At 69.8% G+C, this 24,268-nt stretch carries 24 protein-coding genes; 15 read left to right on the top strand and 9 right to left on the bottom strand.

Annotated features, from left to right (window positions below):
* Nucleotides 1-84: 84 nt before the first annotated feature.
* The 6 genes from atpA (at nucleotide 85) to DLJ59_RS16605 (ending at nucleotide 6,309) form a co-directional block, all read left to right on the top strand.
* Entirely contained in the window at nucleotides 85-1,737 is a 1,653-nt protein-coding gene (atpA, locus tag DLJ59_RS16580; protein ID WP_124773543.1) for a F0F1 ATP synthase subunit alpha, read from the top strand.
* 4 nt (nucleotides 1,738-1,741) lie between these two features.
* The gene (locus tag DLJ59_RS16585) at nucleotides 1,742-2,671 is read left to right on the top strand and encodes a F0F1 ATP synthase subunit gamma (protein WP_124773544.1); all 930 of its coding nucleotides are present in this window, start codon (nucleotides 1,742-1,744) and stop codon (nucleotides 2,669-2,671) included.
* Complete coding sequence (atpD, locus tag DLJ59_RS16590; RefSeq protein ID WP_124773545.1) at nucleotides 2,671-4,107, top strand: F0F1 ATP synthase subunit beta; 1,437 nt, start codon at nucleotides 2,671-2,673, stop codon at nucleotides 4,105-4,107. Before DLJ59_RS16585 ends, atpD begins: the two co-directional genes overlap by 1 nt.
* A 221-nt stretch (nucleotides 4,108-4,328) precedes the next feature.
* On the top strand, nucleotides 4,329-5,471 hold the full coding sequence (locus DLJ59_RS16595) for an LCP family protein (RefSeq protein WP_124773546.1): 1,143 nt from the start codon (nucleotides 4,329-4,331) through the stop codon (nucleotides 5,469-5,471).
* An 88-nt stretch (nucleotides 5,472-5,559) separates the two neighbouring features.
* A complete protein-coding gene (locus DLJ59_RS16600; RefSeq protein ID WP_030333186.1) occupies nucleotides 5,560-5,841 on the top strand; it encodes a F0F1 ATP synthase subunit epsilon in 282 nt (93 codons plus the stop codon).
* 12 nt (nucleotides 5,842-5,853) lie between these two features.
* Complete coding sequence (locus DLJ59_RS16605; protein ID WP_030488055.1) at nucleotides 5,854-6,309, top strand: DUF2550 domain-containing protein; 456 nt, start codon at nucleotides 5,854-5,856, stop codon at nucleotides 6,307-6,309.
* A 459-nt stretch (nucleotides 6,310-6,768) separates the two neighbouring features.
* On the opposite strand, the gene DLJ59_RS16610 is transcribed toward DLJ59_RS16605, so the two are convergent.
* Nucleotides 6,769-7,341 carry a cob(I)yrinic acid a,c-diamide adenosyltransferase gene (locus tag DLJ59_RS16610; protein ID WP_124773547.1) on the bottom strand — a complete coding sequence of 191 codons (573 nt, stop codon included), beginning with the start codon at nucleotides 7,339-7,341 and terminating at the stop codon, nucleotides 6,769-6,771.
* On the opposite strand from DLJ59_RS16610, the gene murA reads away from it, so the two are divergent.
* On the top strand, nucleotides 7,340-8,782 hold the full coding sequence (gene murA / locus DLJ59_RS16615) for a UDP-N-acetylglucosamine 1-carboxyvinyltransferase (protein ID WP_124773548.1): 1,443 nt from the start codon (nucleotides 7,340-7,342) through the stop codon (nucleotides 8,780-8,782). The genes DLJ59_RS16610 and murA overlap by 2 nt on opposite strands.
* Nucleotides 8,783-8,880: 98 nt before the next feature.
* Nucleotides 8,881-9,729, top strand: a complete 849-nt coding sequence (locus tag DLJ59_RS16620; RefSeq protein WP_124773549.1) for a 3-hydroxyacyl-CoA dehydrogenase family protein — start codon at nucleotides 8,881-8,883, stop codon at nucleotides 9,727-9,729.
* 40 nt (nucleotides 9,730-9,769) lie between these two features.
* On the opposite strand, the gene DLJ59_RS16625 is transcribed toward DLJ59_RS16620, so the two are convergent.
* Both DLJ59_RS16625 and DLJ59_RS16630 read right to left on the bottom strand, forming a co-directional pair.
* Nucleotides 9,770-10,615, bottom strand: coding sequence for an ABC transporter permease (locus DLJ59_RS16625; protein WP_124773550.1), 846 nt, complete (start codon nucleotides 10,613-10,615; stop codon nucleotides 9,770-9,772).
* A complete protein-coding gene (locus DLJ59_RS16630) occupies nucleotides 10,615-11,463 on the bottom strand; it encodes an ABC transporter ATP-binding protein (protein WP_124773551.1) in 849 nt (282 codons plus the stop codon). The genes DLJ59_RS16625 and DLJ59_RS16630 overlap by 1 nt, the downstream gene beginning before the upstream one ends.
* A gap of 151 nt (nucleotides 11,464-11,614) precedes the next feature.
* On the opposite strand from DLJ59_RS16630, the gene DLJ59_RS16635 reads away from it, so the two are divergent.
* Complete coding sequence (locus tag DLJ59_RS16635) at nucleotides 11,615-13,621, top strand: protein meaA (RefSeq protein ID WP_124773552.1); 2,007 nt, start codon at nucleotides 11,615-11,617, stop codon at nucleotides 13,619-13,621.
* A gap of 38 nt (nucleotides 13,622-13,659) precedes the next feature.
* On the opposite strand, the gene DLJ59_RS16640 is transcribed toward DLJ59_RS16635, so the two are convergent.
* Both DLJ59_RS16640 and DLJ59_RS16645 read right to left on the bottom strand, forming a co-directional pair.
* On the bottom strand, nucleotides 13,660-13,956 hold the full coding sequence (locus DLJ59_RS16640) for a DUF1540 domain-containing protein (protein ID WP_124773553.1): 297 nt from the start codon (nucleotides 13,954-13,956) through the stop codon (nucleotides 13,660-13,662).
* 88 nt (nucleotides 13,957-14,044) lie between these two features.
* The gene (locus DLJ59_RS16645) at nucleotides 14,045-14,662 is read right to left on the bottom strand and encodes a DUF4126 domain-containing protein (protein WP_124773554.1); all 618 of its coding nucleotides are present in this window, start codon (nucleotides 14,660-14,662) and stop codon (nucleotides 14,045-14,047) included.
* A gap of 71 nt (nucleotides 14,663-14,733) precedes the next feature.
* Here DLJ59_RS16645 and nucS point away from each other — a divergent pair, with 71 nt between their 5' ends.
* Nucleotides 14,734-15,393 carry an endonuclease NucS gene (gene nucS, locus DLJ59_RS16650; protein WP_124773555.1) on the top strand — a complete coding sequence of 220 codons (660 nt, stop codon included), beginning with the start codon at nucleotides 14,734-14,736 and terminating at the stop codon, nucleotides 15,391-15,393.
* Nucleotides 15,394-15,401: 8 nt separating this feature from the next.
* On the opposite strand, the gene DLJ59_RS16655 is transcribed toward nucS, so the two are convergent.
* Together DLJ59_RS16655 and DLJ59_RS16660 are read right to left on the bottom strand one after the other, a co-directional pair.
* A complete protein-coding gene (locus DLJ59_RS16655) occupies nucleotides 15,402-16,058 on the bottom strand; it encodes a methyltransferase domain-containing protein (protein WP_124773556.1) in 657 nt (218 codons plus the stop codon).
* A gap of 80 nt (nucleotides 16,059-16,138) precedes the next feature.
* Nucleotides 16,139-17,635, bottom strand: a complete 1,497-nt coding sequence (locus tag DLJ59_RS16660; RefSeq protein WP_124773557.1) for an aldehyde dehydrogenase family protein — start codon at nucleotides 17,633-17,635, stop codon at nucleotides 16,139-16,141.
* A 257-nt stretch (nucleotides 17,636-17,892) separates the two neighbouring features.
* Here DLJ59_RS16660 and DLJ59_RS16665 point away from each other — a divergent pair, with 257 nt between their 5' ends.
* Nucleotides 17,893-18,309, top strand: a complete 417-nt coding sequence (locus DLJ59_RS16665; RefSeq protein ID WP_124773558.1) for an FHA domain-containing protein — start codon at nucleotides 17,893-17,895, stop codon at nucleotides 18,307-18,309.
* A 9-nt stretch (nucleotides 18,310-18,318) separates the two neighbouring features.
* On the opposite strand, the gene DLJ59_RS37905 is transcribed toward DLJ59_RS16665, so the two are convergent.
* Nucleotides 18,319-18,453: a hypothetical protein gene (locus DLJ59_RS37905; RefSeq protein ID WP_279635758.1), complete on the bottom strand. Its 135-nt coding sequence runs from the start codon at nucleotides 18,451-18,453 to the stop codon at nucleotides 18,319-18,321.
* Between DLJ59_RS37905 and DLJ59_RS16670 the strand changes: the two genes are divergently transcribed.
* From DLJ59_RS16670 to DLJ59_RS16685, 4 genes are all read left to right on the top strand, one after another.
* Nucleotides 18,452-19,522: an alpha/beta hydrolase gene (locus DLJ59_RS16670; RefSeq protein WP_425271432.1), complete on the top strand. Its 1,071-nt coding sequence runs from the start codon at nucleotides 18,452-18,454 to the stop codon at nucleotides 19,520-19,522. The two genes, DLJ59_RS37905 and DLJ59_RS16670, sit on opposite strands and share 2 nt — an antisense overlap.
* Nucleotides 19,523-19,662: 140 nt before the next feature.
* Nucleotides 19,663-21,510, top strand: a complete 1,848-nt coding sequence (locus DLJ59_RS16675) for a 3-hydroxyacyl-CoA dehydrogenase family protein (RefSeq protein ID WP_124773560.1) — start codon at nucleotides 19,663-19,665, stop codon at nucleotides 21,508-21,510.
* Between the two features lie 165 nt (nucleotides 21,511-21,675).
* The gene (locus tag DLJ59_RS16680; protein ID WP_244236068.1) at nucleotides 21,676-21,999 is read left to right on the top strand and encodes a hypothetical protein; all 324 of its coding nucleotides are present in this window, start codon (nucleotides 21,676-21,678) and stop codon (nucleotides 21,997-21,999) included.
* A 102-nt stretch (nucleotides 22,000-22,101) separates the two neighbouring features.
* A complete protein-coding gene (locus tag DLJ59_RS16685; protein ID WP_124773561.1) occupies nucleotides 22,102-22,911 on the top strand; it encodes an alpha/beta hydrolase in 810 nt (269 codons plus the stop codon).
* 98 nt (nucleotides 22,912-23,009) lie between these two features.
* On the opposite strand, the gene DLJ59_RS16690 is transcribed toward DLJ59_RS16685, so the two are convergent.
* The gene (locus DLJ59_RS16690) at nucleotides 23,010-24,257 is read right to left on the bottom strand and encodes an AI-2E family transporter (RefSeq protein WP_425271433.1); all 1,248 of its coding nucleotides are present in this window, start codon (nucleotides 24,255-24,257) and stop codon (nucleotides 23,010-23,012) included.
* Nucleotides 24,258-24,268: the final 11 nt, after the last annotated feature.

Below are 24,268 nucleotides of genomic sequence, written 5' to 3' on the forward strand. Positions count from 1 at the left end.
CCGCGCAGCGCCCGGATTGACAGACGCCATTCGGACCGGTCGGTACTAGGTATCCCGGGCCCCTGAATTTTAAGGAAGCAGAGGATGGCCGAGCTGACCATCTCGACGGAGGAGATCCGCGGCGCCCTGGAGCGCTACGTCTCTTCCTACTCGTCCGACGTCTCCCGCGAGGAGGTCGGCACCGTCGCCGACACCGGCGACGGTATCGCCCACGTCGAGGGCCTGCCCTCGACCAAGACCAACGAGCTCCTGGAGTTCGAGGACGGCACGCTCGGCGTGGCGTTGAACCTCGACGTCCGGGAGATCGGCGTCGTCGTCCTCGGTGACTCCGCCAAGCTGGAGGAGGGGCAGCGGGTCAAGCGCACCGACCGCGTGCTCTCGGTTCCGGTTGGCGACGCCTTCCTCGGCCGCGTGGTCAACGCGCTCGGCCAGCCGATCGACGGGCTCGGCGACATCGCCGACGAGGGTTACCGCGAGCTGGAGCTGCAGGCTCCGAACGTGATGTCCCGGCAGTCGGTGTTCGAGCCGCTGCAGACCGGCATCAAGGCCATCGACGCGATGACCCCGATCGGTCGGGGCCAGCGGCAGCTGATCATCGGTGACCGGAAGACCGGCAAGACCACGGTTGCCCTGGACGCCATCCTCAACCAGCGGGACAACTGGCGCACCGGCGACCCGAAGAAGCAGGTTCGCTGCATCTACGTCGCCATCGGCCAGAAGGCCTCCACCATCGCCTCGATCAAGGGGCAGCTGGAGGAGGCGGGCGCGCTGGAGTACACCACCATCGTCGCCTCGCCGGCGTCCGACCCGGCCGGCTTCAAGTACCTGGCCCCGTACACCGGCTCGTCCATCGGACAGCACTGGATGTACGGCGGCAAGCACGTCCTGATCGTCTTCGACGACCTGAGCAAGCAGGCCGAGGCGTACCGGGCCGTGTCGCTGCTGCTGCGTCGCCCGCCGGGCCGTGAGGCGTACCCGGGTGACGTCTTCTACCTGCACTCGCGCCTGCTGGAGCGTTGCGCGAAGCTCTCCGACGAGCTGGGTGGCGGCTCGATGACCGGTCTGCCGATCATCGAGACGAAGGCCAACGACATCTCGGCCTTCATCCCGACCAACGTCATCTCGATCACCGACGGCCAGATCTTCCTGGAGACCGACCTGTTCAACCAGGGCGTTCGTCCGGCGATCAACGTCGGCACCTCGGTCTCGCGGGTCGGTGGCGCCGCGCAGGTGAAGCCGATGCGCAAGGTCGCTGGCTCGCTGCGGCTCAACCTGGCCCAGTACCGCGAACTGGAGGCGTTCGCCGCCTTCGCCTCGGACCTGGACCGGGCCTCCCGGGCCCAGCTGGACCGCGGTGTCCGGCTGGTCGAGCTGCTCAAGCAGCCGAACTACTCGCCGTACCCGGTGCAGGAAGAGGTCGTCTCGGTCTGGGCCGGCACCGAGGGCAAGCTGGACGACATCCCGGTGGGTGACATCCGGCGGTTCGAGGCCGAGTTCCTGCAGTACCTGCGGCACAAGCACGAGGGTGTGCTGGCCGGGATCGCCGACAACCAGTGGGGCGACGACATCGTCGGTTCGCTGGACGCGGCGATCACCGAGTTCAAGCAGGTCTTCCTCAACAAGGACGACGAGCGCAAGGTCAACGACGCGCCGGCCGCTCCGCTTGAGGGTGAGGAGAACCGCGAGACGGTGACCCGCTTCCGCGACAGCGCGACCGACCGCCCGGCCGAGAGCTGATCTGATGGCGGCCCAGGTACGCGTTCTTCGTCAACGGATCCGCTCGGCGAAGTCGATGAAGAAGATCACCAAGGCGATGGAGCTCGTGGCGACGAGCCGGATCGCCAAGGCTCAGGCCCGGGTGCAGGCGTCCCTGCCGTACGCCCAGGCCATCACCGGTGTGCTCACGGCGCTGGCGTCCAACGCGCGGATCGACCACCCGTTGCTCACCCCGCGCGAGAGGGTGCGGCGGGCGGGCGTCCTGTTGGTCACCAGCGACCGTGGCCTTGCCGGCGGCTACAGCTCCAACGCGATCAGGATGGCCGAGTCGCTGATCGCACGGCTCAAGGCGGACGGCAAGGAGCCGGTGCTCTACGTCATCGGGCGTAAGGGCGTCGGGTTCTACCGGTTCCGCGACCGGCCGATCGAGGCGAACTGGACCGGGTTCAGCGAGCAGCCGTCGTTCGAGGACGCCCGTACCGTGGGTGAGACGCTGATCAAGGCGTTCACGGCCGGTGCGGACGACGTCGACGGCGGTGCCGGCGCGGACGGGGTGCTCGGGGTCGACGAGTTGCACATCGTCTACACCGAGTTCCACTCGCTGATGACGCAGAACCCGGTCACCAAGGTCATCGGTCCGATGCAGGTGGAGGACCGGCCGCGCTCCGAGGGGCTGCTGCCGGCGTACGAGTTCGAGCCGGAGGCGGAGGCGCTGCTCGACGCGCTCCTGCCGAGGTACATCAACACGCGGATCTACGCGGCGTTGATCGAGTCGGCGGCGAGTGAGTCGGCGGCGAGGCGGCGAGCGATGAAGAGCGCCACCGACAACGCCGAAGACATGATCGAGAAGTACACGCGTGAGATGAACTCGGCCCGCCAGGCTGGGATCACCCAGGAGATCAGCGAGATCGTCGGCGGCGCCAACGCGCTGGCCGCGTCGGGAAGTGAAGTGTGATGACTGCACCAGTAGAGACCAAGACGGCCACGGGTCGCGTGGTCCGGGTCATCGGCCCGGTCGTCGACGCCGAGTTCCCGCGCGACGGCATGCCGGCCCTGTTCAACGCCCTGAACGTCACAGTGAACCTGTCCGGCGGTGAGAAGACGCTGACCCTGGAGGTCGCCCAGCACCTGGGTGACAACCTGGTCCGCGCCATCTCGATGCAGCCGACGGACGGCCTGGTGCGTGGCGCCGAGGTGCGTGACCGCGGCGAGCCGATCACCGTTCCGGTGGGCGACGCGGTCAAGGGCCACGTGTTCAACGCGATCGGCGAGGTGCTCAACCTCAAAGAGGGCGAGACGTTCGAGGCCGACGACCGGTGGGGCATCCACCGCAAGGCCCCGGCCTTCGCGGACCTGGAGCCGAAGACCGAGATGCTGGAGACCGGCATCAAGGTCATCGACCTGCTCGCCCCGTACGTCAAGGGCGGCAAGATCGGCCTGTTCGGCGGCGCGGGCGTGGGCAAGACGGTGCTCATCCAGGAGATGATCACCCGGGTTGCCCGTAACTTCGGTGGTACCTCGGTCTTCGCCGGCGTGGGTGAGCGCACCCGTGAGGGCAACGACCTCATCGCCGAGATGACCGAGTCCGGCGTCATCGACAAGACCGCGCTGGTCTACGGCCAGATGGACGAGCCGCCGGGCACCCGGCTGCGGGTCGCCCTGTCTGCGCTGACCATGGCGGAGTACTTCCGCGACGTGAAGAAGCAGGAGGTGCTGCTCTTCATCGACAACATCTTCCGCTTCACCCAGGCCGGCTCGGAGGTCTCCACCCTGCTCGGCCGGATGCCGAGCGCCGTCGGTTACCAGCCGACGCTGGCTGACGAGATGGGCGAGCTCCAGGAGCGGATCACCTCCGTCCGGGGCCAGGCCATCACCTCCATGCAGGCGATCTACGTGCCGGCGGACGACTACACCGACCCCGCCCCGGCCACCACGTTCGCCCACCTGGACGCGACCACCAACCTGGAGCGGTCGATCTCCGACAAGGGCATCTACCCGGCAGTGGACCCGCTGGCGTCCTCGTCCCGGATCCTCGCCCCGGAGTTCGTCGGCCCGGAGCACTTCCAGGTCGCCACCGAGGTCAAGCGGATCCTGCAGCGTTACAAGGACCTGCAGGACATCATCGCCATCCTCGGTATCGAGGAGCTCTCCGAGGAAGACAAGATCACCGTGGCCCGGGCCCGGCGGATCGAGCGCTTCCTCTCGCAGAACACCTACGCGGCGGAGCAGTTCACCGGCGTGCCGGGCTCGACGGTCCCGATCAAGGAGACCATCGAGGCGTTCCGCAAGATCAGCGAGGGTGAGTACGATCACTTCCCCGAGCAGGCGTTCTTCATGTGCGGAGGTCTTGAGGACCTGGAGCGCAAGGCTGAGGAGCTGATGAAGGGCTGACCCAGCCCCCATCCGTAACAAAAAGACTGCCCCGGCAATGCCGGGGCAGTCTTTTGTTCATGTTCGCGCCCTACCATCGTCGCGGTCCGTTACTCGTGGTCGTCACTTCCGAACCCGCCGAGCTACGGTTCGTTCCGCGCTCTCACCTGAACGAGCGTTGATCTTTGCAACCTTTCGACGACGTCCGCCCGTCTTCCTCGTCGTGGGTGTAACGAACGGAGATGCTCGTGGGTAAGGCCGGCAAGAGTGGCCGCAAGGCGTCGATCTGGCGAGGTGTGCCACGGTGGGCCAGGATCTGCACGGTGTTCGGCACCGTGCTGACCATGCTCAGTGGCGCGGTGCTGGTCGGCACCGAGGTGCTCATGGCCCGCTACGAGGGGGCCGTCGGCAAGGCCGACCTGTTCGGCGACCAGGCGGCGGGTGCCCAGGCGAAGAAGAGCGAGATCAAGGGTCCGCTCAACATCCTGCTCGTCGGCATCGATCCGCGTACGCCGACGGCCGCGCCACTGGCCGACTCGATCATGGTGCTGCACGTGCCGGCGACGATGGACCGGGCCTACCTCTTCTCGCTGCCACGTGACCTCTACGTGCAGATCCCGCCGTTCAAGAAGGCCGAGTTCCCGGGCGAGACCACGAAGATCAACGCTGCGATGTCATTCGGCAGCAAGGTGCCGGGGGCCAACCCCGACGCGGCACGGGGCTTCGAGCTGCTGGCCACCACCGTGCAGAAGGTGACCGGCATCAAGCGCTTCGACGCTGGCGCGATCATCAACTTCACTGGCTTCCAGAAGATCGTCGACGCCATGGGTGGTGTCGACATGTACATCGAGCGCGACGTGAAGTCCGAGCACAAGCAGCCGGACGGCAAGCCGCGGCCGGGCAACACCCGAGGTGAGGGCTACGTCGGCCCGCAGGCGGTCTACAAGAAGGGCAACCAGCACCTGAGCGGGTGGCAGGCGTTGGACTACGTCCGGCAGCGCTACCCGAAGAACGGTGTCCCGGATTCCGACTACGGGCGGCAGCGCCACCAGCAGCAGTTCGTCAAGGCCATGGTCGGCCAGGCGTTCAGCGCCGACGTGGTGTCCAACCCCATCAAGCTGGACAAGGTGCTGCGGGCCGCCGGCCAGTCGCTGATCTTCAACGGTCGGGGCAACAGCGTGGTCGACTTCGGGCTCGCCCTGAAGGACATCCGTCCGAACACCATCGAGATGATCAAGCTCCCGGGTGGCGGGGTCTTCGAGGGTAAGAAATACCTGGGTGAGCACTTCCAGGAAAGGGTCCCGGACTTCTTCACCGCCCTGCACAACGAGCAACTCGACCCGTTCCTGCTCGAGCACCCGGAATTCGTGAACAAGGCCAAGTAGTCCAGGCGTCGTTGTCCCCACCCGCGTTGGGCGCGCCGCATCGTCAGGCTAGACTTTCGGCAATCCGTAGCCGCAGCAAGGAGACAGCGTGGCACAGCAGCTTCACGTCGAGCTCGTCGCCGTCGAGGAGAAGGTCTGGTCCGGTGACGCCGAGATGGTCGTCGCCCGGACGACCGAGGGCGAGCTCGGTGTCCTGCCGGGGCACGCGCCGCTTCTCGGTCAACTCGCCGAGCCCGGCCAGGTGCGCATCAAGCTTGCTGGCGGTGAGCAGGTCGCCTACGAGGTGGCCGGCGGCTTCCTCTCGGTGAGCGCCGACGGTGTCACCGTCCTGGCCGAGAGCGCAACCCCGGTCTCCGCGCAGAGTCGCTGAGCCACACCGGGGATGGAGATCGTCGAAGGATTCGGAATCGGCGTTGTCGTCATCCTCGGCGCGCTTCTGATCCTCTTCGTCCGGCGAGCTCTGGTCACCCGCAGCGGTGGCATCATCCGGCTCAGCGTCCGGGTCTCCACCATGCTCGACGGCCGTGGCTGGTCGCCCGGCTTCGGCCGGTTCGCCGGTGACGAGCTGCGTTGGTACCGGATGTTCAGCTTCGCGATCCGACCCAAGCGGGTGCTCTCCCGCAAAGGGCTGGCCGTGGAGCGCCGCCGGTTGCCCGAAGGTCAGGAGCGGCTCTCCATGCCGGCCGACTGGGTGATCCTCCGCTGTACGAGTCACCACGCACCGGTGGAGATCGCCATGGCGCGATCGACCGTTACCGGTTTTCTCTCTTGGCTCGAGGCCGCCCCTCCGGGGGCGGTCTCGCCGCGTATGGCCTCCCAGGACTGGCCGGCTGCCTGATCGACTCTTCTGTGGTTGCTCTTGGCGTCTGTGGTCGCTCTTGTGGTTTCCGGGGGAGCCCGCCCGGCTCCGGGCGGTCAGGCTTGATCCCTGCGCCGGGCGGGCTCCCCCGGAAACCTCTCGTTGCCGCTGTCCGTCGGTCCGGCGGGCTTTGATCACCTGCCGTTACCTATCCGGCTGAGTCTCGCCTCCTCGGTGCGCGCAACGAGCCAGTCCCGGGGAGCGCGTCGGGTGCGTCTGGGCTGGTTGATCGACTCGGTTTTCTTGATGTCGGCGTGTTCTGGTGGCTGGGATGGCCCGACATCACGGAATCGGAGTCGATCCAGGCGCTGGTCGGCCGGGCTCGCCGAGGAGTCAGGGTGCCGGTTGGCTTGGCTCGTGGAGGAGTCGGCCTTGGCTACGCGTGGTGGCGGGCAGAGTGGGAAACCAGACCTCGACGTGGTGCGGAGCGCCCGACGTTCAGTGCTTGCCGCCCGGCACCCATAGCACATCTCCTGCCGGATTTGCCGTTCTTGACAGGATAAAGAGCAGATCGGAGAGCCGGTTGAGATACTTTGCCGGGAGCGTGCTGGTTCGGTCCGGATCGTGGGTGACCAGCGCCCACGCCGCCCGTTCGGCACGCCGGGCGACGGTCCGCGCCACATGCAGCAGCGCCGCTCCCGCGGTGCCGCCGGGGAGGATGAAGGAGTCGAGCTTGCTCAGGCGTGCGTTGTACTCGTCGCACCAGCCCTCCAGGCGCTCGACGTACTCCTCGGTCACCCGCAGCGGCGGATACTTCGGCTCCGGCTCGACCGGGGTGGACAGGTCGGCGCCGACGTCGAACAGGTCGTTCTGCACCGACGCCAGCACGGTGCGAAGTTCCTCGTCGAGGTTTCCCAGCGCGAGCGCGACGCCGATCGCCGCGTTGCACTCGTCGACATCCGCGTACCCGGCGATCCGTGGATCGGTCTTTGGCACCTGCTCGTTGTTGCTCAGCCTGGTCATGCCGGCGTCGCCGGCCTTGGTGTAGATGCGCGTGAGGTGGACGGCCATGACGCACAGCCTACGGATTCCCGACCTGACGATTCCGGCGCGGCCGGACAGCACCGCCGGTTGGCCGCTGGTGGTGGGTCCCGGCGACGCCGGCGACCCGGCGGTCAACGATGTCGACGTCATCCGGGTTCGCGGTGACGCCCGACTGGCCGGCACCGTGCATGTGGTCGGTGCCAAGAACTCGGCGTTGAAGCTGATGGCGGCCGCGCTGCTCGCGCCGGGCCGCAGCGTGATCACCAACGTCCCACGGATCACCGACATCGCGATCATGGGGGAGGTGCTGCGCCGGCTGGGCTGCGACGTCCAGTTCGACGCGGACGACCCGGTCGACCCGATGGTCGCTCGTGGCGGCGTGGCCCGTTCCCGTTCGGTGACGATCGACGTACCCGAGCAGCCGGGCGCGGAGGCCGACTACGACCTGGTCCGACGGTTGCGCGCGTCGATCTGCGTGCTCGGCCCACTGCTGGCCCGTCGGGGGTACGTGCGGGTGGCCCATCCCGGCGGCGACGCGATCGGGTCGCGGGGGTTGGACATGCACATCTCGGGGCTGACCCGGATGGGCGCGGAGATCTCCGGTGAGCACGGGTTCGTCATCGCCTCCGCCCCGCACGGGCTGCGTGGCGCGGACATCGTGCTGGATTTTCCCAGCGTCGGCGCGACCGAGAATCTGGTGATGGCGGCGGTGCTGGCCCAGGGCACCACGATGATCGACAACGCGGCCCGGGAGCCGGAGATCGTCGACATCTGCACGATGCTGAATCAGATGGGCGCGCGCATCGTCGGCGCGGGCACGTCCATGTTGCGGATCACCGGTGTGCCCGGTCTGCGTCCGGTGCGCCACGCCACGGTGGGGGACCGGATCGTCGCGGGCACCTGGGCGTTCGGCGCGGCGATGACCCGGGGAGACGTGACGGTGACCGGGCTGGATCCGGCCTTCCTGGAGGTCGCGTTGGACAAGGTGGTCGCCGCCGGCGGGCTGGTGGAGACCCGGGGGGACGGCTTCCGGGTACGGATGGACGAGCGGCCCCGGGCGGTGGATGTGGTGACGCTGCCGTACCCCGGCTTCGCCACCGACCTGCTGCCGATGGCGATCGGGCTGGCGGCCGTCAGCGACGGCGCCTCCCTGATCACTGAGAACATCTTCGACGGCCGGTTCATGTTCGCCAACGAGATGATGCGGCTCGGCGCGGACATCAAGACCGATGGGCATCACGCGGTGGTCCGGGGACGGGATCGGCTCTCCGGTGCCCCGGTGCGGGCCACCGACATCCGTGCCGGCGCGGGGCTGATCATCGCCGGGCTCTGCGCGGAGGGGGTCACCGAGGTCTCCCACGTGCACCACGTCGACCGGGGTTACCCGGACTTCGTGGCCGATCTGCGTGCGCTCGGGGTGGCGGTCGAGCGGGGCACCACGCCGGAGGAGCCGGCACTGGAGATCTGAGGTCGGACCCGCGACCCGGCCCGACCGCCACTTAGCCATCGTTCAGTCTCGCCGACTAGGGTGCAGGCAGGCACTCAATCGCAGCGAGGGAGAAGTAGATGGCGGGTCGACTCGCAGTCGTCGGGGCCGGGTTGATGGGTTCCGGCATCGCCCAGGTGGCGGCGCAGGCGGGCTGGCAGGTGACGCTGCGCGACCTGGACGACGCGGCCACCACCCGAGGGCTCGGCGGCATTCGGAAGTCACTGGAGAAGTTCGCCGAGAAGGGCAAGATCGAGGCGTCCGAGGTCGAGGCGACGCTGGCTCGGATCACCCCGACCACCGACCTGGAGGCGGCGGCGGACGCGGACATCGTGGTCGAGGCGGTCTTCGAGCGGCTGGAGATCAAGCACGAGGTGTTCCGCGCTCTGGACAAGATCTGCAAGTCGGACGCGGTGCTCGCCACCAACACGTCGGCCATCCCGGTCACCCAGATCGCCGCGGTGACCGAGCGGCCCGAGGCGGTCGTCGGCACGCACTTCTTCTCCCCGGTGCCGATGATGCAGCTCTGCGAGTTGGTTCGCGGTTACAAGACCAGCGACGCCACGCTGGACACCGCGCGGGTCTTCGCCGAGGAGATCGGCAAGACGGTCGTGGTGGTCAACCGGGACATCGCCGGCTTCGTCACCACCCGGCTGATCTCCGCCCTGGTGATGGAGGCGGTCAAGCTGGTCGAGTCCGGCGTGGTGTCCGCGGAGGACCTGGACACCGCCTGCCGCCTGGGCTTCGGGCACGCGATGGGCCCGCTGGCCACCACCGACCTGACCGGCGTGGACGTGCTGCTGCACGCCTCGAAGAACATCTACACCGACACCGCCGACGAGAAGTTCTTCCCGCCGGAGCTGCTCCAGCGGATGGTCACCGCCGGTGACCTGGGCCGCAAGACCGGCAAGGGCTTCTACACGTACTGAGTGGTGGCGGCCGGGGCGGGCACCCGCCCCGGCCGACCGCTCAGCCGTCGCGCTTGGTGGTCCAGCGAAAGGTGGTCAGGCACAGGACCAAGCCGATCACGCACCACAGGGCCAGCACCATCGCCACCCGGCCCAGCTCGAACGAGCCGCCCGGTTCCTGGGCGCCGAAGCTCTCCGGCAGGAAGACCGACCGCAGCCCCTGGCACATCCACTTGAGCGGGAACAGCGTCGCCACCTGCTGCATCCAGGTGGGCAGTTCGGTGAAGACGAAGAACACCCCGGAGATGAACTGGAGCACCAGGGAGACCGGGGTGACCACCGCCGAGCCGCTGCGGGCGCTGCGGGCCAGCGAGGAGATCGCGATGCCGCTCAGGGTGCAGGCGGTCACCCCGAGCACGGCGACCCAGCCGAAGGTGAGCCACTTTCCGGCGGTGCCCGGCAGGTCAAGGTCGAACAGCGCCACCGCGAAGGCCAGCAGCAGGGCGGTCTCGGCGATGCCGATCACCACCACCATGATCACCTTGCCGGCGAACCAGACCCACTTCGGCATCGGCGTGCCCCGGTAGCGCTTGAGCATGCCCCGGTCCCGCTCGACCGGGATCCAGATGCCGAGGTTCTGGAAGCTCACCGTCATCAGGCCGGTCGCGATCATGCCGGTGATGAAGTACTGGGTGACCTTCACCTCGCCGCCGATCGTCCCGTGGAAGATCGACGCGAAGATCAGGATCATGATGATGGGGAAGCCCATCGTGAAGACCACCGACTCCCGGCTGCGCAGGAACTGGGTGATCTCCAGCCGGCCCTGGCGCAGGGCGAGCGCGCCGGCCCTCGGCCGACGGCTGCGGGTCGTGGCGACCGGCGTCGCCGGCTTCGTCGTGGTCGTCATCACGCGTGTCCGATCATGGTGAGGTAGACGTCCTCCAGGGTCGGCCGGGTCACGGTGAGCCCGGGGACCTCGCCGTCGTAGCGCGCGGCGAGGTCGGCGACGAAGGCCGTCGGCGTCGCGCTCTGCGCGCTCTCCAACGTCCCTTCCGGGGTACGCCAGGAGACCGTGGCGAGGGCCTCCTGTCGATTGCCCAGCCGGTTGGGTGCGGCGACCTCAGCCAGCCGACCGCCAACGATCACGCCGACCCGGTCGGCGAGGGACTCGGCCTCGTCCAGGTAGTGGGTGGTGAGCACGATGGTGGTGCCGACGGCGGCGAGGGCGCGGATCAGGTCCCAGAACTCGCGGCGCGCCTCCGGGTCGAAGCCGGTGGTCGGCTCGTCGAGGAAGAGCAGCTCCGGTCGGCCGATGATGCCCAGCGCCACGTCCAGACGGCGCTTCTGCCCGCCGGAGAGGGTGTGTGTGCGGGCCTTCGCCTTGCCGGCCAGCCCGACCCGCTCGATCACCTTGTCCGGGTCCTCGGCGTCGGGGTAGAAGCCGGAGAAGTGCCGGATCACCTCGGCCACGGTCAGCTCGTCGAACTCGCCGGTGCTCTGGAGCACGATGCCGACCCGGGAACGCCAGGTGACGTCCGGGTTGGCCGGGTCCGCGCCGAGCACTGAGACCTCGCCGGCATCCCGGTGTCGGTAACCCTCCAGGATCTCCACCGTGGTCGTCTTGCCGGCGCCGTTCGGGCCGAGCAACGCGAACACCTCGCCACGGTGCACGTCGAGATCCACGCCCGCCACCGCCACGTTGTCGCCGTACGCCTTGCGCAGCCCTCGGACGGAGATCGCCAACTCATCATCCATGGCGTCCAGTGTGCGCCTGACCCAGCGCTGCCTGGTGCCCCGGGTGTGGCGGTGCGCGCCATTGCGCCCGCTTCGCACCAGGACATCCGCGACATGGACCTGTGTGGTTTTCCACAACCCCTTTTACTGAACGGTAACTTAGACTCCGGCCATGGATGAGATGGCATTCCCGGGGCGGCTGCCCGAGCGGGACCGCCCGTGGGTGATGCGCACCTACGCCGGCCACTCGTCGGCTGCCGCGACCAACGCCCTCTTCCGCCGCAACCTGGCGAAGGGGCAGACCGGGCTCTCGGTCGCCTTCGACCTGCCCACCCAGACCGGTTACGACCCGGACCACGAACTCGCCTCCGGTGAGGTCGGCCGGGTCGGCGTGCCGGTGGCCCATCTCGGCGACATGCGGGCGCTCTTCGACGGCATCCCGCTCGCCGAGATGAACACCTCGATGACCATCAACGCCCCGGCGATGTGGCTGCTCTCCCTCTACGGGACCGTGGCGATGGAGCAGGGGTGGAGCGCGGACACGCTCTCCGGCACCACCCAGAACGACATCATCAAGGAGTACCTGTCCCGGGGGACGTACATCTTCCCACCGGCGGCCTCGCTGCGGCTGACCGCAGACGTCATCGCCCACACGCTGAAGACGATGCCGAAGTGGAACCCGGTCAACATCTGCTCGTACCACCTCCAGGAGGCCGGCGCCACGCCCGTACAGGAGGTCGGCTTCGCGCTGGCCACCGCCGTCGCCGTGCTCGACGCGGTCCGCGACTCCGGCCAGGTGCCCGCCGAGCGGATGGGCGACGTGGTCCAGCGGATCTCGTTCTTCGTCAACGCCGGGGTGCGCTTCGTCGAGGAGATCGCCAAGATGCGCGCGTTCGGCGTGCTCTGGGACGAGATCACCCGGGACCGGTACGGGGTCACCGACGCCAGGCAACGGCGGTTCCGCTACGGCGTGCAGGTCAACTCTCTCGGCCTCACCGAGGCGCAGCCGGAGAACAACATCCAGCGCATCGTGCTGGAGATGCTCGGCGTGACGATGTCCCGCGACGCCCGGGCCCGCGCGGTCCAACTGCCCGCCTGGAACGAGGCGCTCGGCCTGCCCCGCCCGTGGGACCAGCAGTGGTCGCTGCGGATGCAGCAGGTCCTGGCGTACGAGTCGGATCTGCTCGAATATCCCGACCTCTTCGCCGGCTCGCACGTGATGACCGCGCTGGTCGACGAGGTCGTCACCGGGGCGCGGGTCGAGCTGGACAAGGTGCTGGAGCTGGGAGGCGTCGTCGCCGCCGTGGAGACCGGCTACCTCAAGAGCGCGCTGGTCGCGTCGCTGGCCGACCGCCGCCGACGGATGGAGTCCGGTGCCGACGTGGTGGTCGGGGTCAACCGGTACACCGAGACCGAACCCTCCCCGCTGACCGTCGCCGGCGCGGACGCCGTCGAGCAGGTCGACCCCGAGGCCGAGGCGGCCGCCGCGGACGGCGTACGCCGGTGGCGGGCCGACCGGGACGCGGCCGTGGTCGACGCGGCGCTGGCCCGGCTCCGCGCGGACGCCGCGACCACCACCAACCTGATGCCGGCGACCCTGGAGTGCGTGCGGGCCGGGGTGACCACCGGCGAGTGGGCCGGGGCGCTGCGCCAGGTCTTCGGCGAGTACCGGGCGCCGACCGGCCTGGCCGGCGCGACCGGCGGCGGCGCTGAGCCGGGCCTCGCGGCGGTCCGCGAGCGGGTCACCGCCACCGCGCGGGAGCTGGGCAGCGGCCGGCTGCGACTGCTGGTCGGCAAACCCGGGCTGGACGGGCACTCCAACGGCGCGGAGCAGATCGCGGTACGCGCCCGCGACGCCGGCTTCGAGGTGGTCTACCAGGGCATCAGGTTGACCGCAGGGCAGATCGTGGCGGCAGCCGTGGAGGAGGACGTCGACCTGGTCGGGCTCTCCGTGCTCTCCGGCTCGCACCTGGCCGCCGTGCCCGCGGTGCTCGACGGGCTGCGCGCCGCCGGCCGGGCGGACCTGCCGGTGGTGGTGGGCGGCATCATCCCGGCCGGTGACGCGGACACCCTCCGGGCGGCCGGGGTCGCCCGGGTCTTCACCCCGAAGGATTTCGCCCTCACCGGCATCATCGACGACCTGGTGACTGTCATCCGGCGCGCCAACGACCTGCCCTGATCAGGCGTCACCCCGGCGGGCCGGCGGTTCGGCGTGGGTCAGCGGCCGGCGTAGGTCATGCAGTCGGCCATGTCGTTGTCCGGGCCGACCCTGATCGACGTCGCGTGGCACTCCAGCTGCTCGTTGTGCCGGCAGTCGGCGCGCTGGCAGGCGCCCACCTGCGCGATCAGGCTCTCCACCCCGCCCCGGACCGGCGACTCGACGAAGGTGTGGCAGTGCGCGTGATCCATGCTGCCGATGGTGATCGCGAACGCGTGGCAGTCACCCGACTGGTTGTACGCGCAAGCGGCCACTACGCATTCCTGGACTCGGGGCATCTCCAACGCTGCGGTCATGCCGACCTCCTCTAGGCTCTTGCCCCGATACTAGGCTTTTGTCGGCCTGCCGAACCTCGGTATGGCGAGCACGCAGGCCGGGCAGGCGTCAGACGCGGAAGCCGGCGGCGCGGGCAGCCTCACGTTCGCGGCGTCGTTCGGAACGACGGCGGACGAACCAGAAGATGAAGACCACCAGACCGACCAGGAAGACGAGCACCAGCACCGGCAGGATGACCGCCACCAGGGAAATCACCACGCTGGTGGCGTCCTCGGCGGTGCTGGCGACCGGGGCGCCGAAACCGGCGGTGGCAGCGTTGACGACGGGGCGGGCCGCGGACTTGAGCAGGTGCACGCCCAACGCCAGCAGGACGCCGGTGACGACCGGCACCCACTGGTGGGACGAGAAGAAACTCCCCGGGTCGCTGACCGTCACCGTCTCCGACGAGGAGCCGGCGCCGAAGGCCAGGCCACCGGCGGTGGGCCGGACCACGGTATGCACGACGTCGTTGATGTGGTCGACCAAGGGCACCTTGTCCGCCACCATCTCCACGGCGAGCAGCACGGCCATGATGGCGATGACCCAACCGTTGCCGAGCCAGGTCCAGCCGCTGGGCAGGTCGATCAGGTCGGTGTAACGGCCGAGCAGACCGAGGATGAGCAGGGGTATGTAGGCGTTCAGCCCCGCCGAGGCGGCGAGACCGGTGCCGGTGAGGACTTCGAACACGGTCTCAGCATCGCATCGACGCGCCAGTGCCGCTCGCCGGAGACCGGTGGGTGCTCGGCTACCCTCGTCGGGTGCGGTTGGTCATTGCGAAGTGCTCGGTGGATTACGTCGGACGGCTCTCGGCTCACCTGCCGCTGGCCACCCGGTTGCTGATGGTGAAGGCGGACGGGTCGGTGTCTATCCACGCCGACGACCGGGCGTACAAGCCGTTGAACTGGATGAGCCCGCCCTGTCGGCTGGAGGAGGCCCCCGGGGTGTGGCGGGTCGTCAACAAGGCCGGTGAGGAGCTGCGGATCACCCTGGAGGAGATCTTCCAGGACACCTCGTACGAGTTGGGGGTGGATCCGGGGCTGCGCAAGGACGGGGTGGAGGCGCACCTACAGGAGTTGCTGGCCGCCAACCCGGGTGTCCTGGGTGAGGGGTTCACGCTGGTCCGCCGCGAGTACATGACGGCGATCGGCCCGGTGGACCTGCTCTGCCGGGACGCCAATTCCGGCTCGGTGGCCGTCGAGGTCAAACGGCGTGGCGACATCGACGGGGTGGAGCAGTTGACCCGCTACCTCGAGTTGATGAACCGTGACCCGCTGCTCAGCCCGGTCGTCGGGGTCTTCGCCGCGCAGGAGATCAAGCCGCAGGCCCGGGTGCTCGCCACCGACCGCGGCATCCGGTGTGTGGTGGTGGACTACGACAAGCTGCGCGGCATCGTGAAGGACGAGCTGACCCTCTTCTGATCGGCGCCCTACCCCTTGCGCACCGCGATCAGCGACTTGGACAGGCCGAACACCCGCTCCACCAGCATTGTCGAGTCGGGGAAGTAGTGGCGCATCTGCGAACGGTCCAGCAACTCGGTCCAGAGCACCTGGTGGATGGCGGCGGCGTGGCTGCGGGTCGGCTTGTGCCCCAACGGCCAGCGTTGGGCGAACGCGGTGCGCAGTCGTACCGGCAGGAACTGCATTCCCGGCGCGATCCAGTGTGGCTCGATGGGGAAGTAGCGGTACGGCGTCTGCACCCAGTGCCGCTCGGCCAGTGAGCGGGCGGCGGCGGCGAAGCGAAGACGGCGTTCGTGCCCGCCCACATGCTCCAGCACCGAGTTCGAGAAGACCAGGTCGTAGCTGCCCTTGGTGAGGTGCTGCGGCAGGTCGCAGGCGTCGGCCTGCTCGACGTGGGCCCAGTCCGGGACGACGGCGGGCGGCTTCTCCAGGTTGACGACTGTCACCCGGGCCGGTCGGATGGTGGCGCGGTGCCAGGTGCCGAGCCGACCACCGAGATCGACCACGTGCATGTCGCCGATGTCGGGAAAGGTGCGCGCCAACCAGTCCGAGCGGTGCTGACGCCGTCGGGCGCTCCACGACCGGTCACTGTCGACAAGACGGTAGCGCAATCGATTGGGGCCCATTTAACGCAATGTACCGCCGCGGCCACGGCGTACAAACATGTGGATGTGCCGATCTTTGTTGATGATCGGTTATCCGACAGCTACCTCCCGTACATGACCTTGATGGCCTTGACGAGTCGGGCCACGTCGGCGGGGGTGCGGTCGAAGGTCATCGACGGCAGCAGTGACCGGGCGCGACGTCGGGTGATCGCCTTGGCCCGACCGAACTCGCGCAGGCCGTCCTCCCCGTGGATCCGACCGAAGCCGGAGTCGCCCACACCGCCGAACGGCAGGGTGGACATGCCGGCGAAGGTCAGCGTGGAATTGATCGAGGCCATCCCGGAGCGCAGCCGCCGGGCGATGGCCACCGCACGCCGCCGGCCGAAGACCGAACCCCCGAGGCCGTACGACAGGGCGTTGGCGCGGGTGACGGCCTCGTCGGCGTCGCGGACCCGGCTGATCGTCAGCGTGGGGCCGAAGGTCTCCTCGCGGACGGCGGCCGAGTCCTCCGGGACGTCCACCAGCACGGTGGGGTGGACGTACGGCGGCTGCACGGCGCTCGGGCCGCCGAGCACGGCCCGCCCGCCGGAGGTGATCGCGGCGTCGATGTGCCGGCGGATCACGTCGATCTGCTGGGGCATGGTGATCGGGCCGATGTCGGTGCCCTCCGGCCCGACCGTCAGTTGACCGGCGCGGGCCACCACCTTGTCGACGAAGGCGTCGAAGACGGCGTCGACGGCGTACACCCGCTCGATGCCGATGCAGGTCTGGCCCGCGTTGGTCATGCCGCCCCAGACGCACGCCTCGGCGGCCGCGTCCAGGTTGGCGTCGCTGTCGACGATCATGGCGTCCTTGCCGCCGCCCTCGATGAGCACCGGGGTCAGCGACTCGGCGCAGGCGGCCATCACCTTGCGGGCGGTGCTGGTGGAGCCGGTGAAGGCCACCTTGTCGACGCCGGAGCGGCACAGCGCCGCGCCCACGTCGCCCAGCCCGTGCACGGCGGTGAACACCGGCTGCTCGGGCACCACCTCGGCGAAGCTGTCCACCAGCCACTGGCCGACGGCGGGCGTGTACTCGCTCGGCTTGAGCACCACGGCGTTGCCGGCGGCGAGGGCGTACGCGGCGGAGCCGATGGGCGTGAAGACCGGATAGTTCCACGGCCCGATCACGCCGACCACCCCGTACGGCTGGTATTCGAGGTGCCCGGAGAACTCGGCGAGGATGAGCCGGGACCGCACCCGGCGTGCACCGAGCACACGGCGGGCGTTGCGGGCGGCCCAGTCGATGTGCTCGATCGCGGTGACGATCTCGACTATGGCGTCGGCGACCGGCTTCCCGCCCTCGACGTGCACCAACTCGGCCAACTGCTCGATGCGCTTGGCGAGCAGGGCGCGCCACCGCAGCATCCGCTCGCGGCGGCCGGTGAAGCCCAGACCGGCCCACCACTCGCCGGCGGCACGGGCGCGGGCGACGGCCTGCCGCACGTCCGCGTCGGTGGCGACGGGGAGGCGACCGGCCTCAGCGCCGGTCGCCGGGCTGGTGGAGACCAACTGACCCGCCTCGATGACCGGAACGCCCGGGATATGCACTGCCGTCATGGCGGAAGTCTAGACCTGAGGATTACTCACCGGTAGGGTCGCCGATTCGGTGCGCGGCGGCCGGCGTCGCACCAACCCGACCGATCGTTGATCAGTGCAGGTCACGGCGTGGGTGACAGATGCGGCCCGCCCGAATCGTCGAACGGCAGATGGCCGGGAGGTGACGAGAGGCTGACCGGCCGGTCGGTATTGACGACTACCGTCTGATGGCAAGCTGACGCGCGGAGTGACGGTGTGGGGTGGAGGGCTGACTGTCCATGGAGGAACATCCGGAACTGATGCCGCTGTTGACGGTCGCGGGTGGGCCGATGCGCGGCGCGAGTTTTCGCATGCGAGCCGAAGCGCAGGTGATCGGCCGAGCGCCGACCGGCCAGGTGGTCATCAACGACCCGCACCTGAGCCGTCGCCACGCCGAGGTGTGGCTGGCGCCGGAAGGTCCGTCCCTGCGGGACCTGGGCTCGACCAACGGCACGTGGCTCAACGACCGGCGGATCACCGAGGTGGAGCGACTCTCCGACGGTGACGTGATCCGGCTGGGCCGAACCGAACTGCGCCTGTTCGACCCCGGGGTGGCGCTCACCGACCCGGTGGGGCTCAGCTTCGGCCCGTCCCGGCGCGACGTCCGACCGACGTTGCCGCTGCCGCTCGCCGCGCAGCCGGGCACGCGCCGCTGACCGCTCCGGTCAGCCACACCAGGCGGTTGACCCACTGCCGGTCAGAAACACCGGGCCGCCGACCGCCTGGCGGTCGGCCACACCGGGCAGCTTCGCCGGGTGGCGGCCCGACACCTGGACCGGCGGGAACCAGAGTGGCAGCATGCCGCGGATGGAAACCGAGCAGCGGACCGTGACGGCGAACGGCATCACCCAGGCGGTACGGGTGGCCGGCCCGCCGGACGGCACACCGGTGCTGCTGATCCACGGCAACTGCTCGTCCGCGCTGTTCTGGGAGCCGCTGGTCCGGCGGCTGCCCCCGACGCTGCGGGTGATCGCCCCCGACCTGCGCGGTTACGGCGACTCCGCGACCGCCCCGGTGGACGCCACCCGGGGCCTGCGGGACTTCGCCGACGACGTGGCCGCCCTGCTGGACGACCCGACGCTCTTCGACGCCGACGCGCGCCCGGTGGTGGTCGGGCACTCCCTCGGCGGCGGGGTCGCGATGCGCCTGCTGGTCGACCATCCGCACCGGGTGGGGGCGTTGCTGCTCGCCGCGCCGGTCTCCCCGTACGGCTTCGGTGGCACCCGCGACCTGAACGGCACGCCGACCACCCCCGACTTCGCCGGCACCGGCGCCGGCACGGCGAACCCGGACTTCGTCGCCCGACTCGCGGCCGGCGACCGGAGCGCGGACGCGCCAGCCAGCCCCCGCGCCGTGCTGCGAACCACCTATGTGGCCGATCCCGCCTCGCTCGGCGCGGACGAGGAGCTGCTGCTGGGCACGGTGCTCTCCACCGCGACCGGGGACGACAACTACCCGGGCACGGCGGTGCCGTCAGAGAACTGGCCGGGCACCGCGCCGGGGGAGCGCGGGGTGCTCAACGCACTCGCGCCGACCTGGTTCCGGCTCGCCGACGAGCTGGTGGCCGTCGCCGAGAAACCGCCGGTCACCTGGGTACGCGGGGACGCCGACGTCATCGTCTCGGACACCTCGCTCTTCGACCTGGCGTACCTGGGTTCGCTGGATCTCGTGCCCGGCTGGCCCGGCGCGGACGCCTGCCCGCCGCAGCCGATGATCGGCCAGACCCGGGCGGTGCTCGACCGGTACGCGGCGGCCGGCGGCGCGTACCACGAGGTGGTGCTCCCGGGCTGCGGGCACAGCCCCCACCTAGAGCGTCCGGCGGAGTTCGTCGCCGAGTTGTTGGCCCTGACCAGCGGGTCGGCCGCCTGAACGGCGTCCACTGGCGGCGCTGCCGTGCCGTGGGTGAAATATGCCACGGCGTCTCGACAACTCACCGTCGCGTGGCAGACTCGCGCGCATAACCTTAGCGGCCGTTCAGTGGTCGTGCGGAGTCTCTGGGGAGGCCGGTCGTGGCGCGCGAGTTCAGCACCGTTGGCGTGGTGGGGCTGGGCACCATGGGTGCCGGCATCGTCGAGGTCTTCGCCCGCAACGGCATCGACGTGGTGGCCGTGGAGATCTCCGCGCCGGCCCTGGAACGCGGCCGGGCCACCCTCACCGGCTCCACCGACCGGGCGGTCGCGAAGGGCAAGCTCGCCGAGGCGGACCGCGACGCCCTGCACGAGCGGGTGCACTTCAAGGTCGGACTGGACGCGCTGCACTCCGTCGACCTCGTCATCGAGGCGGTGCCCGAGCACCTGGACCTCAAGCAGCGGATCTTCGCCGAGCTGGACCGGGTCTGCCGACCCGAGACGATCCTCGCCACCAACACCTCGTCGCTGAGCGTCACGGAGATCTCGGTGGCCACCAGCCGACCCAACCAGGTGATCGGCATCCACTTCTTCAACCCGGCCCCGGTGATGAAGCTGGTCGAGGTGGTCCGCACGGTCGTCACCGCACCCGAGGTGGTCGCCGACGTGGAAGCGCTCTGCGCCCGCCTCGGCAAGGTCGACGTCACCATCAACGACCGGGCCGGGTTCATCGCCAACGCCCTGCTCTTCGGCTACCTCAACCACGCCGTCGGCATGTTCGAGTCGCACTACGCGACCCGGGAGGACATCGACGCCGCGATGAAGCTCGGCTGCGGCCTGCCGATGGGCCCGCTGGCGCTGATGGACCTGATCGGCCTGGACACCGCGTACGAGATCCTGGACACCATGTACCGGCGCGGCGGACGGGACCGCCGGCACGCCCCGGTGCCGCTGCTCAAGCAGATGGTGACGGCGGGGCTGCTCGGCCGAAAGTCGGGCCGGGGCTTCTACACCTACGAGCGGCCCGGCTCCCCGAAGGTCGTACCCGACGAGGCGACGCCGGTGGCAACGGAGGCCGCGCTCGCCGACGGCGCCCGGGCCATCTACGCCGAGGTCGGCATCGGGAGCGCGACGAGTGAGCTTGCGAGCCCCGCAGCCGTGACCAAGGTCGGCATTGTCGGCTCCGGGACGATGGCCACCGGGATCATCGAGGTCTTCGCGAAGGCCGGTTACGAGGTCGTCTCGGTCACCCGCGGCATGGAGAAGTCCGCGAAGGTCTGCGAGGCGGTCAAGACCTCGCTCAACAAGGGTGTGGTGCGGGGCAAGCTCGCCGAGGCCGACCGGGACGCCGCCCTCGGCCGGATCAGCTGGTCCGCCACGCTCGACCACCTCGCCGACGTCGACCTGGTGGTCGAGGCGGTCGTCGAGGAGTTGAGCGTCAAGAAGGCGCTCTTCGCCAGCCTCGACGAGATCTGCAAGCCGGGCGTCGTGCTGGCCACCACCACCTCGTCGCTTCCGGTGATCGACGTGGCGATGGCCACCCAACGGCCGGCCGACGTGGTGGGGCTGCACTTCTTCAACCCGGCGCCGGTCATGCCGCTGGTCGAGGTGGTCCGCACCATCCGCACCTCCCCGGAGGCCACCGCCACCGCGCGGGCGGTCTGCGCGGCGCTCGGCAAGACCGCGGTGGTCTGCGGTGACCGGTCCGGGTTCATCGTCAACGCGCTGCTCTTCCCGTACCTGAACGACGCGGTGAAGATGTTGGAGGCCAGCTACTCGACGGCCGACGACATCGACCACGCCATGAAGCTGGGCTGCGGCTACCCGATGGGCCCGTTCGAGCTGCTCGACGTGGTCGGGCTGGACGTGGCCCTGGCCATCCAACGCGAGCTGTACCTGGAACTGCGCGAGCCGGGCTTCGCGCCCGCGCCGCTGCTGGAGCACCTGGTGACCGCCGGCTATCTGGGCCGCAAGACCCGCCGCGGCTTCCGCGACCACTCACACCGCTGACCGCGTCTGCGGGGTGTGACCTTTGGGGCCGGCCGAACGAGGGTTTCACCGAGGAGGACCCCGCAACGGTGCTGGGCGGGGTGCAGGTCGCCGAGCACCTGGACCGGCCCGCGACCTGGTGACCGCCCCGGGCGGCCTCACCAGCCGGACGTACGCTTGGTGACTGTGAGCCCCCGTCGCAACCGCCCTCGCCGGGACGAGAACGCCAACCTGGACGCCGACCGGGTCCGGCAGGGCGTCGCCTCGGTGCAGCAATGGACCGACGGCGCCTGGCAGGTACGCGGCATCGGCGCTGGCGCGTCGGTCAAGACGTACCGCTGCCCCGGTTGTGACCAGGAGATCCGACCCGGGGTGGCACACCTGGTGGCCTGGCCGGCGGACGGCCTGGGTGACCTGACCGACCGGCGACACTGGCACAGCGGCTGCTGGCGGGCCCGGGACCGGCGCGGCCCGGCGGTGCAGCGCGGCCGGGGCACCCCGCGCTACTGAACCGGCCCGCTGGCACGCCTTGCGCTTGCGGCCCGAGCGACCTGGGTCACCCTCTTCCCGCCTGGGCGGGCGGCGGCGGCGACTTCGCGACAGACTTGGGCGGTGAGCACAGCGATCCGCGCGTCGTCGATCCTGCCCGGCCGCCGGGAGGACATCGAGCTGCACACCGCCGACGGTCTGCGGCTGGTCGGTGAGCTGGCCCTGCCGGCCGACCGGCCGCCGGTGGCCACCCTGGTCTGCCTGCACCCGCTGCCCACCCACGGCGGAATGATGGACAGCCACGTGTTCCGCAAGGCGGCCTGGCGGCTGCCCGCGCTGGCCGACCTGGCGGTGCTGCGGTTCAACACCCGGGGCACCGGCAGCGTGCGCGGCACCAGCGAGGGAGCCTTCGACGGCGCGGTGGGGGAGCGGTACGACGTGGCCGCCGCCATCGAGTACGCGGAGTTCGCCGAGCTGCCCAACATCTGGCTCGTTGGGTGGTCCTTCGGCACCGACCTGGCGCTGAAGTACGGCTGCGACCCGTCGATCGCCGGGGCGATCCTGCTCTCCCCGCCGCTGCGCTTCTCCGCCCCCGAAGACCTGGGCACCTGGGCCAACTCGGGTCGGCCACTGGTGGCGCTGGTGCCGGAGTTCGACGACTACCTGCGCCCGACCGAGGCGCGGGAGCGGTTCGCCGCCGTGCCCCAGATCGAGGTGGTCGGGGTGCCGGGTGCCAAGCACCTCTGGGTGGGTGACGCGGAGACGGTGCTCGACGAGATCGTCCGGCGGGTCAACCCGGCCGTCGAGGTGCCGCTGCCGACAACCTGGGACGGCCCGATGGAGGCTGGCGACGTCAGCGCGTACGCCGACCGGACGGTGGCGGCCTTCTCCGACACACCGGTCCCCGGCCCGGCCGCCACCAAGGCGGAGTGACCCGCTCGTCCCGGGCCCGGCCGCCGGTCATTGCTGGCCGCCGGCCTGGCTGGCGGCCGGTCCGGGCTGGCCGCTGGTCCGGGCTGGCTTGCTGACGGTCAGCGGCGTTCCTGGCGGGGCAGCACCACCTCGCGCAGGATCAGTTGCAGCGCGGCCACCGTGGGGATGGCGATCAACGCGCCCACCACACCCAGCAGCGCCACCCCGAGCAGCGCGGCCAGCAGGGCCGCCACCTCGTTGACCTCCACCGAGCGCCGCATCACCTTCGGGTAGATGAGGTAGTTCTCCACCTGCTGATAGATGAGGAAGAAGACCGCGCAGGCGATGCCGGTGGGCAGGTCGGCGGCGAAACCGACCAGGCTCACGATCACCGCACCCAGGGTGGCGCCGATCTGCGGGATCAGATCGGTCACCGCGACGACCACGGCCAGCGCGAACGGGTACGGCAGGTCGACGATCAGCGCGAAGACGAACGTGGTCGCGCCGGCCAGCACCGCGATGCTCAGCGCGCCGACCATGTACGAACCGACCTTGGCCAGGATCTCATCGCCGATCAGCTGCACCCGCTCCCGCCGGGACCGGGGCACCAACGAGTAGCCCAGCGAGCGCAGCCGGTCGAAGTAGGCCAGGAAGTAGATCGTCAGCACCAGCACGGTCAGCGTCCGGAACACCGTGCCGAAGATCAGTTGTGCGCCGCCCAGCACCCCACCGAGCGCCCGCCCGACGGTTTCCGCGTTGGCCGCGCCCTGCACCCGCTCCACCACGTCGTACCGCTCCACCAGGTCATTGACCGTCGGGTTGCGGCGCAGCTCGTCGAGCAGACTGGGGATCTGGTCGATGAACTGCCCCGACTGGGTGACGATCGGCGGGACCAGCGCCACCACGCCGCCGCAGAGCAGCAACACCACAGTCAACGCCACCGCGGCCACCGCCAGGCCGTGTGGCACACCCCAGCGGCCCAACCGGACCACCGCCGGGTTGAGACCGACCGCGAGGAAGAGCGCGATCACCACCAGCACGAGGATGCCGCCGGCATTGCGAATCCCCAGATAGAGGGTGTACGCCAGCAGCACGCCCAGCGCCCCGGTGAAGCCGATCAGGAAACTGCTGCGGCGCAGTGGCCGGCCCGGCGTGCCGAACTTTCCGGACGGGACCGCCGGCGGCTCGTCCGGGTCGGTCCCCGGCGCGGGAACCGGCACCGGCAGTGGTGTCTCCGCAGGCGTGGGTGTCTCTGCGGGCGTTGATGTCTCTGCGGGCGTTGGTGTCTCCGTCGGCTGTGGTGTCTTCGTCGGTCGTGGGCCGGCGGTCACGTCCGGCTCATCGCCGGACGGGTCATGCTGTGACACCAGAGACCTCC

It is taken from the genome of Micromonospora inaquosa, assembly GCF_003857055.1.
Taxonomy (GTDB): Bacteria; Actinomycetota; Actinomycetes; order Mycobacteriales; family Micromonosporaceae; genus Micromonospora; species Micromonospora inaquosa.

Coding starts and splice junctions, on each gene's coding strand:
- atpA (WP_124773543.1), top strand. CDS start 85: ATGGCCGAGCTGACCATCTCGACGGAGGAGATCCGCGGCGCCCTGGAG.
- DLJ59_RS16585 (WP_124773544.1), top strand. CDS start 1,742: ATGGCGGCCCAGGTACGCGTTCTTCGTCAACGGATCCGCTCGGCGAAG.
- atpD (WP_124773545.1), top strand. CDS start 2,671: ATGACTGCACCAGTAGAGACCAAGACGGCCACGGGTCGCGTGGTCCGG.
- DLJ59_RS16595 (WP_124773546.1), top strand. CDS start 4,329: ATGCTCGTGGGTAAGGCCGGCAAGAGTGGCCGCAAGGCGTCGATCTGG.
- DLJ59_RS16605 (WP_030488055.1), top strand. CDS start 5,854: ATGGAGATCGTCGAAGGATTCGGAATCGGCGTTGTCGTCATCCTCGGC.
- murA (WP_124773548.1), top strand. CDS start 7,340: ATGACGCACAGCCTACGGATTCCCGACCTGACGATTCCGGCGCGGCCG.
- DLJ59_RS16610 (WP_124773547.1), bottom strand. CDS start 7,341: ATGGCCGTCCACCTCACGCGCATCTACACCAAGGCCGGCGACGCCGGC.
- DLJ59_RS16620 (WP_124773549.1), top strand. CDS start 8,881: ATGGCGGGTCGACTCGCAGTCGTCGGGGCCGGGTTGATGGGTTCCGGC.
- DLJ59_RS16625 (WP_124773550.1), bottom strand. CDS start 10,615: ATGACGACCACGACGAAGCCGGCGACGCCGGTCGCCACGACCCGCAGC.
- DLJ59_RS16630 (WP_124773551.1), bottom strand. CDS start 11,463: ATGGATGATGAGTTGGCGATCTCCGTCCGAGGGCTGCGCAAGGCGTAC.
- DLJ59_RS16635 (WP_124773552.1), top strand. CDS start 11,615: ATGGATGAGATGGCATTCCCGGGGCGGCTGCCCGAGCGGGACCGCCCG.
- DLJ59_RS16640 (WP_124773553.1), bottom strand. CDS start 13,956: ATGACCGCAGCGTTGGAGATGCCCCGAGTCCAGGAATGCGTAGTGGCC.
- DLJ59_RS16655 (WP_124773556.1), bottom strand. CDS start 16,058: ATGGGCCCCAATCGATTGCGCTACCGTCTTGTCGACAGTGACCGGTCG.
- DLJ59_RS16660 (WP_124773557.1), bottom strand. CDS start 17,635: ATGACGGCAGTGCATATCCCGGGCGTTCCGGTCATCGAGGCGGGTCAG.
- DLJ59_RS16665 (WP_124773558.1), top strand. CDS start 17,893: ATGGAGGAACATCCGGAACTGATGCCGCTGTTGACGGTCGCGGGTGGG.
- DLJ59_RS16670 (WP_425271432.1), top strand. CDS start 18,452: ATGCCGCGGATGGAAACCGAGCAGCGGACCGTGACGGCGAACGGCATC.
- DLJ59_RS37905 (WP_279635758.1), bottom strand. CDS start 18,453: ATGCTGCCACTCTGGTTCCCGCCGGTCCAGGTGTCGGGCCGCCACCCG.